At 54.0% G+C, this 14464-nt stretch carries 11 protein-coding genes; all 11 read right to left on the minus strand.

Annotation, left to right across the window (positions count from 1 at the left end; all coding sequences use genetic code 11):
- Nucleotide 1: 1 nt before the first annotated feature.
- The 11 genes from spoVE to KP014_RS24035 all read right to left on the minus strand — a co-directional run bounded on the left by spoVE (nt 2) and on the right by KP014_RS24035 (nt 14430).
- Nucleotides 2–1099, minus strand: a complete 1098-nt coding sequence (spoVE, locus tag KP014_RS23985) for a stage V sporulation protein E (RefSeq protein WP_090834340.1) — start codon at nt 1097–1099, stop codon at nt 2–4.
- Nucleotides 1100–1150: 51 nt separating this feature from the next.
- On the minus strand, nt 1151–2572 hold the full coding sequence (gene murD / locus KP014_RS23990; RefSeq protein ID WP_036595264.1) for a UDP-N-acetylmuramoyl-L-alanine--D-glutamate ligase: 1422 nt from the start codon (nt 2570–2572) through the stop codon (nt 1151–1153).
- Nucleotides 2573–2575: 3 nt separating this feature from the next.
- Nucleotides 2576–3541, minus strand: a complete 966-nt coding sequence (gene mraY / locus KP014_RS23995; protein WP_090834341.1) for a phospho-N-acetylmuramoyl-pentapeptide-transferase — start codon at nt 3539–3541, stop codon at nt 2576–2578.
- Between the two features lie 21 nt (nt 3542–3562).
- Complete coding sequence (locus KP014_RS24000) at nt 3563–4966, minus strand: UDP-N-acetylmuramoyl-tripeptide--D-alanyl-D-alanine ligase (protein ID WP_036605370.1); 1404 nt, start codon at nt 4964–4966, stop codon at nt 3563–3565.
- Nucleotides 4963–6450: a UDP-N-acetylmuramoyl-L-alanyl-D-glutamate--2,6-diaminopimelate ligase gene (locus tag KP014_RS24005; RefSeq protein ID WP_036605369.1), complete on the minus strand. Its 1488-nt coding sequence runs from the start codon at nt 6448–6450 to the stop codon at nt 4963–4965. Before KP014_RS24005 ends, KP014_RS24000 begins: the two co-directional genes overlap by 4 nt.
- A 44-nt stretch (nt 6451–6494) precedes the next feature.
- Complete coding sequence (locus KP014_RS24010; protein WP_090834342.1) at nt 6495–8420, minus strand: stage V sporulation protein D; 1926 nt, start codon at nt 8418–8420, stop codon at nt 6495–6497.
- Between the two features lie 80 nt (nt 8421–8500).
- Nucleotides 8501–10756: a penicillin-binding transpeptidase domain-containing protein gene (locus tag KP014_RS24015; protein WP_090834343.1), complete on the minus strand. Its 2256-nt coding sequence runs from the start codon at nt 10754–10756 to the stop codon at nt 8501–8503.
- Nucleotides 10757–10801: 45 nt separating this feature from the next.
- Nucleotides 10802–11191, minus strand: coding sequence for a hypothetical protein (locus KP014_RS24020; protein WP_036596761.1), 390 nt, complete (start codon nt 11189–11191; stop codon nt 10802–10804).
- A 25-nt stretch (nt 11192–11216) separates the two neighbouring features.
- The gene (rsmH, locus tag KP014_RS24025; protein ID WP_036596759.1) at nt 11217–12170 is read right to left on the minus strand and encodes a 16S rRNA (cytosine(1402)-N(4))-methyltransferase RsmH; all 954 of its coding nucleotides are present in this window, start codon (nt 12168–12170) and stop codon (nt 11217–11219) included.
- A 35-nt stretch (nt 12171–12205) separates the two neighbouring features.
- A complete protein-coding gene (mraZ, locus tag KP014_RS24030; RefSeq protein WP_025691635.1) occupies nt 12206–12643 on the minus strand; it encodes a division/cell wall cluster transcriptional repressor MraZ in 438 nt (145 codons plus the stop codon).
- Between the two features lie 515 nt (nt 12644–13158).
- Complete coding sequence (locus KP014_RS24035; RefSeq protein WP_036596755.1) at nt 13159–14430, minus strand: adenosylhomocysteinase; 1272 nt, start codon at nt 14428–14430, stop codon at nt 13159–13161.
- Nucleotides 14431–14464 lie beyond the last annotated feature (34 nt).

Consider the following 14464-nt stretch of genomic DNA (forward strand, 5'->3'; position numbering starts at 1 on the left):
TTCACCTCGCATAACGGGATAGATTAAGTAAAATGCCGAGCGCCGTAAGCATCAGCGTCAGCGAAGATCCGCCGTAGCTGATCAGCGGCAGCGTAATGCCCGTAACCGGCATCATGCCGATGACCACGCCGATATTAATGACGACCTGCACCGCCACCATGCAGACGATGCCTACAGCCAGATAGCTGCCGAATCGGTCCGGCAGGCTCATCGCCACTCTCATTCCCCGCCAGATCAGGATAAGGAATAAGATCAATACCGCAAGTCCGCCGATAAAGCCCAGTTCTTCAGCCAGTATGGAAAAGATAAAGTCCGTCTGCGGCTCGGGCACATAGCTGTATTTCTGCCGGCTCATGCCGAGCCCAAGCCCCCCAAGTCCGCCTGGGCCGATCGCATACAGCGACTGGATGATCTGATAGCCCTTGCCAAGCGGGTCCGACCAGGGGTCGAGAAATGCGGTAATCCGCTGAAGCCGGTAAGGGGCGGCTGCGACCAGCGCTGCGAATCCGGCGGCTCCCGCCGCGCCAAGGCCCAGCAAATGGCTCATTCTCGCCCCGGCGGTAAAGATCATCATAAGGGCCGCCCCCATCATCACCGTCCCCGTGCCGAGATCGGGCTGAAGCATGATCAGTCCGAAGGCTGTCCCGATCAGGGCCAGCGGCGGTAGAAGCCCGCGCGTGAATGAAGAGATGTCATAATCCTCGCGGCTCAGCCAGTTCGCCAGAAAGAGGATCATCCCCATCTTCATGAACTCGGAGGGCTGGATGCCGAAGGAACTGATGCCGAGCCAGCTGCGCGCGCCGCCGCGCACAACGCCGATTCCCGGAATCAATACCATCACAAGCAGGATGAAGCAGACGATAAGCACCGGTTTGGACAGCTTCTTCAAAACCCGGTATTCCAAGTTGGCCGTTAAGAACATGGCGGCTAGACCCAGCCCGGCAAACAGCAGCTGTCTTTTGACAAAATAAAAAGAATCGCCATAATTGCGAAAGCCCAGCACAGAGCCCGCACTGTACACCATAATCATGCCTATGGCCAGGAGCGCCAGAATCGGAATAAGCAGCCAGATATCCGGCGCAGGACGAGTCTTGTTCATGGGGAGCACACCTCTTGCATCGTAGTGGAGGCTTATCCAATTCCTCCCTACTTACAGATTATGCACCGCCTCTTTAAAAATACGCCCGCGCACTTCATAGGATGTGAACATGTCCCAACTGGCACAAGCGGGGGACAGCAGAACAACATCCCCTTCTTCGGCGAGTGCGGCAGCTTCCTGCACGGCCTTCTGAAGCACCGAGGCGGCGCTGTCTCCATTATCGACAGTGATAACCGTCTTTAATCCGGCGAGCTTCGCAACATGCGCGAGCTTGTCCTTCGTCTGTCCAAGCGCCACCAGCGCTTTGACGCGTCCTTGAAGGACCGGGACCAGTTCCATGTAATCGGATCCTCGGTCAAGCCCTCCGGCGATCAGCACGATCGGCTGGCGGAACGAGGCAAGCGCCATCGACGTTGCCTTGGAGTTCGTCGCTTTGGAGTTGTTGTAATAAGCCGCGCCGTTCTTTTCTGCGACATATTCCAGCCGGTGCTCCACACCGCGGAAAGAAGCCAGTGTTTCGGCGAGTCCGGCAGGGTCCGCTCCGGCGGCAATGGCGACGGCGCAGGCGGCCAGCGCGTTCTCCACATTAAAGCGTCCGGGAAGACCGATGGAAGCCACCTCCGCGATCACGGTCTCACTCTCTGTATAGTCGCGATAGACAATAACGCGTTTCAGGTCATCCTCGATATCCGGCACGAAAGAGGGACGGACAAATACTCCTTGCACCAGTTCTTCACTCATCGAAAACGGCAGGATTCCCGCCTTGATACCAGGGACGAGTCCTCTGCAGTACGGATCGTCCCAGTTAAGCACAGCCGTATCGCTCACACCCTGATTGGAGAAAAGCTTGGCTTTGGAATCCACGTAGTCGCGCATATCGCCGTGGTAGTCAAGATGGGTCTCGGCCACATTCAGCAGACAGCCTACTTTGGGCCGGAAGTCTTCCGTCCCTTTTAGCTGAAAGCTGCTCAGCTCCACTACCATCCAGTTATCCGCGGATGCTTCCTGCGCCGCCTGAGTGAGCGGAGTGCCGATATTTCCGGCCACGATCGGATTCATACCGGCGGCCTCCAGCATTTTTCCTGCCCAGGTCGTTGTGGTCGTCTTGCCGTTGGAGCCCGTAATACCGATGATCGGCGCCTCGCACAGATGATAGGCAACCTCAACCTCAGTCACCACCTCGATGCCCAGCTCCAGCGCTTTCTGAACCGGCGGAACACTGTACGGGATTCCGGGATTTTTAACGACGAGCTTTACGCCTTCGTGGACAAGTCCGTCCGGATGACCTCCACATAGAACAGAAATTCCCAAAGATTCCAGTTCGGAAGCTTCGGGACATTGTTCTCTCTCTTTTTTGTCATTAACCGTGACGACGGCGCCGTGCTCATGCAGCACCTTGGCCACCTGCACTCCGCTCTTCGCAAGTCCTAGAACGACGATCTCTTCATCGCGGTACATATCCGGATGTTTCATTATCTACAACCCCTTGCTGATATAAAGTCCCAGGCCAGCCAAGATGATGCTTACCGCCCAGAAGGTAATGACGACCCGCCATTCCGACCAGCCGCCAAGCTCGAAGTGATGGTGAATCGGGCTCATTCTGAAAATACGCTTGCCGCGTGTCTTGAATGACGCGACCTGCAAAACGACGGACAGCATCTCAATAACAAAGACGCCGCCGATAACGACAAACAGCAGCTCGCTCTTCGTGACAATGGCGATTGCCCCAATAGCACCGCCGATGCCGAGTGATCCGGTGTCGCCCATAAACACTTTGGCGGGGTGGGCGTTGAAGACGAGAAATCCGAGCACTGCGCCGATCATCGCCGCAGCGCACACGCCGGCCGCAATCGAAGTCGCCTGCATCGCCACCACCGCATAAGCGGCCAGCGCGATTGCGGCTGTCCCGGACAGCAGACCGTCCACGCCATCTGTGAAATTGACCGCATTGGTAATCGCCATCATCATGATCACGATGAAAGGATAATAGAACCAGCCGGTCCAGTCGAAGCTGACGGCGGTTCCGGGAATGCTAATGGCTGTGCTGTGTCCCGCGGAAATAAGCAGCCCGCACATGGCCGCGCCGACAATCAGCTGACCCAGCAGCTTCTGACGGGGCGTCAGGCCGAGCGAGCGTTTAAACACGATTTTGATATAATCATCCAAAAAGCCGATTAAGCCATACCCGAGCGTAGCTACCAGCAGAACATAAAAGTCCGTATTCACGACGGAAAATTTCAGGTAGGACAATGTAAACGCCAGGATGATGACGACGCCGCCCATAGTGGGTGTTCCCGCTTTTTTAAGATGGCTTTGCGGTCCGTCGTCGCGAACCTGCTGTCCGAATTTCATTCTGCGCAGCAGCGGAATAAGCAGCGGAGCGGCAATGACCGCAAGGATAAAAGATACAGCGATAGTCAGAAGCAGCAGTTGATAATCCACGGGTTCACCCTCTCCAAATCTTTAACTTTGATTAAAATGGTCATACAGACGCTGAAGCGATTCTTCCAGCCTCATACCTCTGGACGCCTTGAACAGAACGATATCTTTCTTTTCGGTCTTCTTGATGAGCAGATCGGTCAGCGCAGACTTGTCTGTAAAAGCATATACCCGGTCAGGACCGAACCGATGTGCAGCGGCCTTCGCCAAATATGCGGACAGCGGACCGTACGCAAAGACAAAGTCAACTTTCTCCGGGTCCAGATAAGACCCAATTTCTTCATGGAAGGCGGCTTCGTCCGGCCCAAGCTCAAGCATGTCCCCTAACACCGCAATTTTGGAGCCTGCGCCCTTCATGGACTCAAGCACATCGATCGCAGCCTTCATTGACGTAGGGCTGGCATTATAGGCGTCGTTCAGCAGCGTAAGACCGGAGGACGTCCGCATGATCTCAATCCGCATTCCGGTCAGCTTGAGTCTGCTAAGTCCGTCTGCCAGCTCTGCCTCGTTCACTCCGTAATGGCTGGCCACCGCCAGCGCGGCCAGGCTGTTCACGACATTATGCATACCGGGCAGCGGAAGCGTAAAAGCTTGCTCGCCGTGGCGGCTTGAAGTGAACGTTGTTCCGCCTTGATGCGTCATGATTCCTGTCGGATAATCATCATTCCCGGGCTCAAGCCCGAAGCGGAACGTCCGGAGGCCCTCCGGCGCCGTGAATCCCGGCTCGCCCATCACCTCGGCAAGCAGCGGTTCGTCGCCGTTATAGATCAGCAGGCCGCCCGGTTTAAGCCCCTCGGTGATTTCCAGCTTCGCCCGTGCGATTTCCTTGCGCGAGCCAAGCTGGAGAAGATGCGATTCTCCCACATTGGTAATAACGGCCGTATCCGGCTGTGCCAAGGACGAGAGCAGCGATATTTCTCCGCGCGAGCTCATGCCCATTTCCAGTACAGCGATATCCGTATCCGGCGACATGGACAGAACAGTGAGCGGCAAGCCGATATGATTATTAAAATTCCCCTGCGTCTTGTGCACCTTGAACCGCGTCTCAAGCAGGGCGGTAATGATATCCTTGGTCGTCGTCTTTCCGTTGCTGCCGGTGACGGCGACTACGCGCGGAGCCACTTCCTGAAGATAGGCGGATGCCAGACGCTGAAGCGCGGCCAGCGTGTCATCTACCAAAACCGCATTTCCCTGCGGAGCGGCGCCTTTATCCCGCGTCCACAGCGTAGCAGCAGCGCCGGCTTCCAGCGCAAGTATACTATAATCATGTCCGTCAAAGCTGTCGCCAACCAGCGGTACAAACAGGCAGCCGGGAGTAATTTTTCGGGAGTCAGTGACGACACCCGTAATTTCTGTACCGGAGGCGCTGCCCGGGGACAGCTCGCCCCCGCACATGTCGGCTATGCTTTGCAGTGTTCTTGTAATCAATGGCTTCGACCCCTTATGGCTTCTTGGGCGACGATGCGGTCATCGAAATCGAGAACGGCGCCGCCAATGAGTTGGTAGGTCTCATGACCTTTCCCCGCAATCAATACTACATCGCCGGGGCTTGCCATATCAATAGCTTTCACGATGGCTTCGCGCCGGTCGACAATCAGCTCATACCGGCTGCGGTCCACGCTGTCTTCAATCAAGCCGGCCTCAATATCCTTTAGAATCGCTGCCGGATCTTCAGTACGCGGGTTGTCGGAAGTAACCAATATAAGGTCACTGTACCTGGCTGAGATCTTGCCCATCAGCGGCCGCTTCGTCCGGTCGCGGTCGCCGCCGCAGCCAAAGACGGTCAGAACTTTGCCCTCTGCGAACTCCCGGACCGTGCGAAGCACATTTTCCAGTCCGTCCGGAGTATGCGCATAGTCCACAACGACCGCGTACGGCTGGCCTTCGTCAACTGACTCGACACGCCCGCTTACACCCGGCACCGCTTCAAGGCTTGCCTTGATATCCGCGAGTGGAACTTCCTCAAGCAGAGCGGCGGTTATGGCGGCAAGCGCATTGTACACATTGAATTTACCTACCATCTTGAGCGAAATATCAGCTTCACCCTTAAAGGTGTCTACGTGAAACGAGGTTCCTTTGGCCGTGATAGAGATTTGCGATGCTCGGACGTTGGCCTCGTTGTCAATGCCATATGTAATGACTTCCGCCGCCGTCTGAGCCGCAAAATAGGAGCTTGCCGCGTCGTCCGCGTTCAGCACAGCGTATTTCCGTTCTTCTTTCCATGGAGAAATCACATTTCCAAGTCTGGAGAAAAACAGTCCCTTCGCCGCGCGGTACTCTTCCATCGTATGATGATAATCCAAATGATCCTGTGTCAGATTGGTGAAAATGGCCGTACGGAAATCCGTTCCTTTTACCCGCCCCTGTTCGAGCGCATGCGAGGAAACCTCCATCACGCAGCACTGCACGCCTTTGGAAGCCATATCGTTCAAAGAACGTTGAAGCTCAAGTGACTCCGGCGTCGTCCGGGGCATAGGATAGCTAACCCCGCCGTAACGCATTTGTATCGTTCCGATCAGTCCCGTCTTTACATCATGGTCCTCCATGATGCGTTCGATCAGATACGTTGTCGTCGTCTTGCCGTTCGTCCCGGTAACGCCGATCATCTTCATCCGGCTGCTGGGCGACTTGAAAAATGCATTCGACAGAACGGACATTGCAAACCGGCTGTCATCGACCAGAATCTGCGGCAGATCGATTTCAAGTTTTCGCTCGACTACAAGCGCAGACGCCCCGCTTGATGCGGCTTGTGGGGCAAAATCATGTCCATCCACGGTAAATCCGGGCAGGCAGATGAACAGATCCCCCGGCTTTACGCGGCGGGAATCCGCCTGCAAATCGGTAATCTCTATCCCGCCATTTCCATACAAACGCGCAGCTGCCAGACAAGATGATAATTCTTCAAGTTTCATTTTCAATCCCTCGCTCTATTGTATCGAATAATCTCTCTTTATCATTATGGACTGGAAGAACCCATATAAATCCGGATCGTGGATCCCCGTTCCACTCTTGTTCCCGCCTTGGGCGCCTGATTGATGACCATGTCTCCGGTGCCGGAACGGACAAGATTGAAGTTCATATTCATATCCTCGAAAATATCCTGAACCGTGGCGCCGACCAAATCCGGAACGACGTCAATGGGCGTCTCCCCGGGTTTGTAGACTTTGGCAAGCTGGTCCTTACGCTGAGGAACCTTCAAATAGTGCAGGGAATCTTCCAGAATATTCTGCACGATCGGCGCAGCCACAACGCCCCCGAACTGGATGCCTTGCGGATTGTCCACAGCGGTGTAAACGACAATTTGCGGATCATCCGCAGGCGCGAAGCCGACAAAAGAAACGATATGCTCCGACGCGGAATAGCGTCCGTTAATGACTTTTTGAGCAGTACCCGTCTTGCCGCCGACCCGGTAGCCGTCAATAAATGCCGGCCGGCCCGTTCCTTTGGCGACGACGCTCTCCAGCGCTTCGCGCACCTTCTTCGATGTTTCCTCCGAGATGACCTGACGAACCATCTCCGGCTCCACTTTGGATACGGTCTGCCCGGTATCCGGATTGATCCACGCTTTGGCGACATGCGGCTTATAGAGCTTGCCGCCGTTGACCGCCGCCGACACCGCCGCAATCTGCTGAATCGGCGTCACAGATACCCCTTGGCCGAAGGCTGTAGTCGCCAGTTCCACCGGCCCTACCCGCGACGGCTTGAACAGGATACCGTTCTCCTCGCCGTTCAGATCGATTCCCGTTTTACTGCCAAAGCCAAAGTTGCGGATATATTGGAACAGCGAGTCTTTACCGAGCCGCTGTCCCAGAACAACGAAGCCGGGATTGCAGGAATTCTCCACCACCTGCAGGAATGTCTCGCTGCCATGGCCGCCTTTTTTCCAGCAGCGGAGCTTGGCCCCGCCCACTTCAATATAGCCGGGATCGTAAAAGTGGTCATGCTGCAAATCCACCTTGTTCTCGTTCAGCGCCGCCGCCAGCGTAATGATCTTGAATGTCGAACCAGGTTCGTAGGTCATCCAAATCGGCAGATTCCGGTTATAGATCGCGGAGTCATACTCCTTATACTGGCCCGGCTCATAGCCGGGACGGCTGGCCATCGCCAGAATCTCCCCGTTCTTCGGATTCATTGCAATCGCCCAGCTTGCGTTGGCCTGATATTTGACCATGGCCTGATCCAGCTCACGTTCCATAATGGACTGAATCTGCTTGTCGATGGTCAGTTCCAGGTTCAGGCCATCCTGGGGCTGAGCGTATCTCTCCGAAGATCCAGGCATCAGCCGACCCCCTGCATCGGACAAATACGAAATATTCCCTCCGATGCCTCTCAGCAGCTTGTCATAGACATTTTCGATCCCGGTAATCCCCTGATTGTCTATGCCTGTGAAGCCAAGTATATGCGCCGCCAAATCTCCATACGGGTAAAACCGCTTGCTGTCCTCAGCCACAACGATGCCCGGCAGCTGCAAATCACGAATGTTCCCGGCAAGCTCCATCGTAATTTTGCGTCCGCCGGGCTGCAGTCTCACCGTGGATTCATGTTTTGATAACAAGGTTACCAGCTTCTCCTGCGTCATTCCCAGAAGCGGAGCCAGCTTCACCGCCGTCCCCTCTTTGTCCTTGACCTGAACCGGAATGGCATACACGGTCGGCGAACTGATGTTATAGGCCAGCGCAGTCCCTTCGCGGTCCAGAATTTCACCGCGTTTGGCCGTGAACGGAATGTTACGGCGCCACGAATTCTCCGCCTTGGCCGACAGTTCTTCTCCCTTGGACAGCTGCACATAGGCAAGACGCAAGACCAGAGCTATGAATAACACGGCAAGCCCCAGCAGAGTCCATAGCATACGCCGCCGCGAAACAACTTTCGAAACTTTCATTCCGTCATCCCCGCCTTCCAAAGCATAGACATGCACTCTTTCTTCATGACTATTCAGGACAAACAGGGCTTAGAACAAGCCTAGTTCGAGGATGCGGCATTCTGCTTAGAGTTTATATCCGGTTTTGGTTCGGAAGCCGATTCGGCATTCGGACCGGTCGCTTCCCCCGAGGCTGCTTCGGTGTCTTTTGCATCTTGCTTGTTAGGCATAAGGGTCAGCGCAACTTGCGTTTTTCCGTTATTCACGGATTCCTTCTGTACCGTGACATACCCTTCTCCGCTGACCTGGATGCCTACCTTCAGCAGGCTGAGTACTTCAAGCGCGTCACGCAGCGATTCGCCGCGCAGATCGGGAATAGTCGGTTTATCGCCCTGTTCGCTCAGCAGGTATACCTTCTGACCGGAGGACAGCGCCGTACCCGGGGACGGATACTGACTGACCACTGCCGGACCGCCTCCGACACTCTCGAAATCAAAGCCCTGGTCAAGGAGTTGTTCTCTCGCGGATTTCATCGTCTGGCCGACCATGTTCGGAGCAGTGCGAGCCGCCACCGCATCATCCCCGGATTTTTTTCCGTTCTTGTCATTCGCGTACACTTTGGGGACACCCATATACTCCAAAGACTGGGAAACGATCTTTTTGAATATCGGAGCCGCCACCCCGCCGCCACCGAGTTCCGTCTTGGGGTCGTCGACGATGACAATCACTGCAATCTTCGGATCGTTAACCGGGGCGTAGCCGATAAAAGAAACCACATTCTTGGTGTAGTCATACTCCCCGTTGACCACCTTAACCGCCGTACCGGTTTTGCCGGCAACCCGATACCCTTCGATATAAGCATGCCGGCCGGTGCCAATCTTCTGGTCTGCGACAACCTGCTCCAGATAAATGCTAGTTTGCTTGGCGCTCTCCGCCGAGATCACCTGGCGTACCACCTCCGGCTTTGTGACAGTGGCCTTGCCGGTATTCGGATCATTGATTTCCTTAACCACATATGGCTTCATCAGCTTGCCGCCGTTGGCGACCGCCGACACCGCGGCCAGCTGCTGGATCGGCGTAACCTGAACCTTCCCGTGACCGTAGGCAAGTGTCGCGTATTCCACGTCATACTGCGGCGTGAGCACTCCCTTGGCTTCTCCGGGAAGATCAATTCCCGTCTTTTGGTCGAAGCCGAAATTTTCAATGTATTGTTTCAGTCTATCTTTTCCCAGCATCTCATAGCCCAGCTTGACAAAACCCACGTTACTGGAATGCTTCACGCCATCCAGATAGGTAATTCTCCCCCAACCTCCACGCATATCATTAAGACGCCGTCTTCCGATCATGATGTAGCCCGACTGAAACTTTGCGTTCGGATCGAACAGCTTCTCCTGCACCGTGCCCGCCAGCGTCACAATTTTAAATGTCGAACCCGGTTCGTAGATGGACTTGATCGCATGGTTGTAGAAATCCCCCTGGTTCTTAGTCGCCCAGTATTCATTGGGATTGAAGGTCGGCAGATTGGCCATTCCCAGAATTTCCATCGTATTGGGATCAGCCGCTATCACTGTCATGCTCTTCGGCTGGTATTCCGTGTAGGCTTCTTTCATTGCATCTTCGATATAATACTGGATCGTACTGTCGATTGTCAGCTTCAGGCTATCGCCGTTGACGACCGGCTTATACGTCTCTGCCGCATCGGGCAGCTTAACACCCTTGCCGTCGCTCTGATAGTTAAGAGAGCCATTGGTGCCCTTAAGCAGCTTGTCGTAGAAATATTCAAGTCCGGCTACGGCGTTGCCGTCACGGTCCGTATATCCAAGAATATGAGCGGCCAGTGAGTTTTTGGGATAATAGCGTTTCTGGTCCTTGACAAAGCCGATGCCGGTTTCGCGGATATCATGCTCCTTCTCCAGCTTCTTCCCGAACTCGGTAATCTTGTCAGCCACTTCCTGATCGACCTTCCAGCCCTCGTTGCGCACCTCGCGGTTCTTATTTAAATTGCCGTCCTTGTCCTTCGAATCGACCAGTTCTTCGAGTTCCGAAACCGGCTTGTTCAATATCTCATGCAGTCCTTGGATCACCTCGTCCCGGATACCCTGTTCATGGATCACTTTCGGCTCCACGACCACTGTATAAGCGGGCACGTCGCTGGCAAGAACACTTCCGTTGCGATCTGTAATTTCTCCGCGCTGGGCTTTGATAATTGTTGTGTGCGCCCAAGTCTTCGCGGCTTCTTTTTGCCAAAAATCCCCTTGAAGCACCTGAATATAGAAAACCCGTCCGACCAGAACAAGAAAAAAGAGGGTAATACATCCCCCTATGAACAGCGTCCGAAGCTTTATTCTTTTTATCATACGCAAACCTCACAACTCTTTTTCGCGTTCTTACCGACCCTATGACTATTTTTCATTAGTATAAGCAACATTACGAGGCACAAAAATCGTCTGTTCGTCGTCAGGAGAGCTCCAGCCCCAGGAACGCGCCTTGCCTGGAATCTGCTGCTCCAGGTCCTGCTTATCTTTCTGATAGACGGCAATTTGTTTCTTCGCCTCTGAAATTTTCGTATCAAGATTCTGCGCCTGCTTGTTCAAATCGTAAATGTGGACATAGCGCCATACCAGAACGCTGGACACAAGGACGAATAAGGCAAGAGTCAGGAGATATAGAAGCTTCTCCTGCATGGGGAGCGTCGTTCGCCTTGTGATAACCTTTGTCTTTTCGCGGTAGCGTGGATTAACTTTCGGTTCCCTTTGTTGCTGCACTGCCAAATTGCCGCGGGTATAGGCCATCTCTGACTCTCCTTTTATCGTCTTTTTACAATTTCTCTGCAATGCGCAGCTTGGCCGAGCGGGCGCGAGGATTCAAGGTTAGCTCCTCTTCGCCAGGCGTAAGCGGCTTGCGATTGATCAGTTTCATCTGGCCTTCGCCTCCGCATACACATAGCGGAAAATCCGGCGGGCACGTACAGCGGCCGACATAGCTGTTCAAGATTTGCTTGCAAATCCGGTCCTCCAGGGAATGGAACGTAATCACGGAAACTCTGCCTCCGGGAGCCAAGCACCGCACAGCCGCGTGAAGGGCCTCTTCAAAAGCGCCCAATTCGTCGTTCACGGCAATGCGCAGCCCCTGAAAGCTTCGTTTGGCGGGATGACCGCCCGTCCTGCGCGTCGCGGCCGGAATTGCCTCTTTAATTATATCGGCTAGTTCCCCCGTGCTATTAATAGGACGAACTGCTCTCCGCTCCACAATTTTTCCCGCAATCCGCCTGGAGAACTTCTCCTCTCCATACCGGAACAGCACACGGGCGATTTCCTGTTCGGGCCAGGTGTTTACGATTTCCGCGGCGGTCAATTCGGCACCCCGGTCCATCCGCATATCGAGCGGAGCGTCATGGTTATAGCTAAAGCCGCGCTCTCCTTCGTCAAATTGCGGGGAAGAGACGCCCAGATCGAACAGGATACCATCCACCTGAGGGATGCCGTCTTTCTGCGGTACCATAGGCAACGCTCTCAGCACTTCCTCCAAATCCCGAAAATTCGTCTTGACCAGGATAACTTTGTCTCCGAAGGCGGCCAGCTTTTCCTTGGCGTTGTCCAAAGCCCAGTCATCCTGATCGAGCGCGATCAACCGGCCCTGACTCCCCAAGCGGGAAGCGATCAGGGCACTGTGCCCCGCTCCTCCGAGCGTACAATCCACATAGATGCCGTCTTCTCTGACATGTAAGCCCTCCGTCGCTTCTTCCTTCAGAACCGTGATGTGATGAAACAAGACTTATCCCTCCAAGACAGTATTCGGTATATAGATTATAAATCAAAGTTGAAATCCACCAGCTTCTCGGCGATCTCGTTGAACGATTCTTCCGACTGCCCGAAGTACTGTTCCCAAAGCTCCTTGTTCCAGATTTCCACCCGGTTCGATACGCCCAGAATGACACAGTCCTTGTTCAGCTTTGCATACTCTCGCAGATTAGCGGGAAGGGTCACCCTCCCCTGCTTGTCCCACTGGCATTCCGTCGCTCCCGAGAAAAAGAAACGGCTGAACGCGCGGGCGTCGGACTTCATGAGCGGCAGACTTTTCAGCTTTTGTTCCATGATTGCCCATTCTTCCATGGGATAAACGAAAAGGCAGGAATCGAGTCCGCGGGTGGCCACAAAAGAGGCGCCGAGCAGTTCACGAAACTTAGCCGGAATAATAATACGGCCTTTATCGTCAATGCTATGCTGGTATTCCCCCATAAACATTGGCTGCCCACTCCTTAATCCCTCGGGTCCCCACTTTGCCCCACTTTTCACCACTTAAGCATAATAGATTCGTCACTAAAAATCAAAAACCTTTTTCCGTTTAAAGGAAATTTATTCCTATCCTTATCATCGTTGCATCCTAAAAAAATCGCGTAGCTCTATTCGGGTGTCCGGCGCAATGCGACATAATACAGGGTACAGCAAAATGAACCAGATAAAAGACTATTGACGAAAGAAATAAATGCCAACCGCGCCGGAAGTAAAAGAATGGGCAAATTTAGCGAAGTGGATGATGGGATCGTCCTTTATGTCGAACACAAAATTTACACGTCGGCTCTGCGCGAATCCGTATTTCGACTGGTTTATCCTTTCATTTCCGAAAAATCCCTTCTATTAAATAGACCGAAATTTCATAGTGGATTTTATTAAAACGCCGAATTAACAAAAGGCAGCTTGGCCAATATTGCATTGGCAAGCTGCCTTTTTCATAATATAAGAATTAATAAGCTGAGCGCTTATCCATTCAGATTCCAGCTGTCCAAATACGCAACCTGCTCGGGTGTCAAGCGGTCAATGCCCAGCCCCATGCTTTCCAGCTTGTAGCGGGCAACCTGCTCGTCCAGCTCATAAGGAACATTCTCGACCTTGACGCCGATTTTTTCGTAGCTGTCATTTACATATTTCAGAGAGAGCGCCTGAAGGGCAAACGTCATGTCCATAATTTCCGCCGGATGTCCGTCCGCCGCGCCTAAGTTGACCAGCCGTCCCTCAGCCAACAGGTACAGCTTGCGTCCGTCCTTAAGCTGGTATTCCTCGATATTTTTACGGACAACGCGCTGCGTTACCGCTCTCTCCGCAAGCTCCGGTTTGTTGACCTCCACATCGAAATGACCGGCGTTGCACATAATGGCCCCGTCCTTCATCACATCGTAATGCTCGCCCCGGATGACGTAACGGTTGCCTGTTACGGTAACAAAGAAATCGCCCAGCTTGGCCGCTTCCAGCATCGGCATCACATGGAACCCGTCCATATGCGCTTCAACCGCCTTAATCGCATCGACTTCCGTGACGACTACGTTCGCGCCAAGTCCCTTGGCCCGCATGGCGACGCCTTTGCCGCACCATCCGTAACCGACAACCACGACCGTCTTGCCCGCAACCATCAGATTGGTCGTACGGATAATGCCGTCCCAAGCGGACTGACCGGTGCCGTAGCGGTTATCGAACAGATGCTTGCAGTATGCATCGTTGACGGCAACCATCGGGAATTTCAGCACGCCCTGCTTCTGCAGAGCCTTCAGCCGGATAATACCGGTCGTTGTCTCCTCCGCACCGCCCCGGATGTTCACCATCAGATCGGGCCGCTCGGAATGCAGCAGCGTCGCAAAGTCGCCGCCATCGTCGATAATGAGGTCAGGCTTGCTTTCCAGCGCCTTAATGTTGAGCGCCTTGAATTCCTCGGGTGTCGGATTGTATTTGGCAAATACGGTAATCCCGTCTTCGACCAGCGCGGCGCATACGTCGTCCTGCGTGGAGAGAGGGTTCGAGCCAGTAATCGTTACCTCCGCGCCGCCGGCCTGCACGACTTTGGCCAAGTAGGCGGTTTTGGCTTCCAAATGCAGCGTAATGGATACTTTCAACCCTTTGAACGGCTGCTCGGTTTCGAACTGCTCTCGAATACGGTTCAACACGGGCATGTGCTGGCGAACCCAGTCAATTTTGAGATGTCCCTCTGGAGCGAGCGACATATCGGCAACAATACTATTTTGCTTGGATAGAGAACTCATTAGATAACCTCCTGATCGTCATTTATTATATTTA

The organism is Paenibacillus sophorae, from assembly GCF_018966525.1.
Classification (GTDB): domain Bacteria; phylum Bacillota; class Bacilli; order Paenibacillales; family Paenibacillaceae; genus Paenibacillus_AQ; species Paenibacillus_AQ sophorae.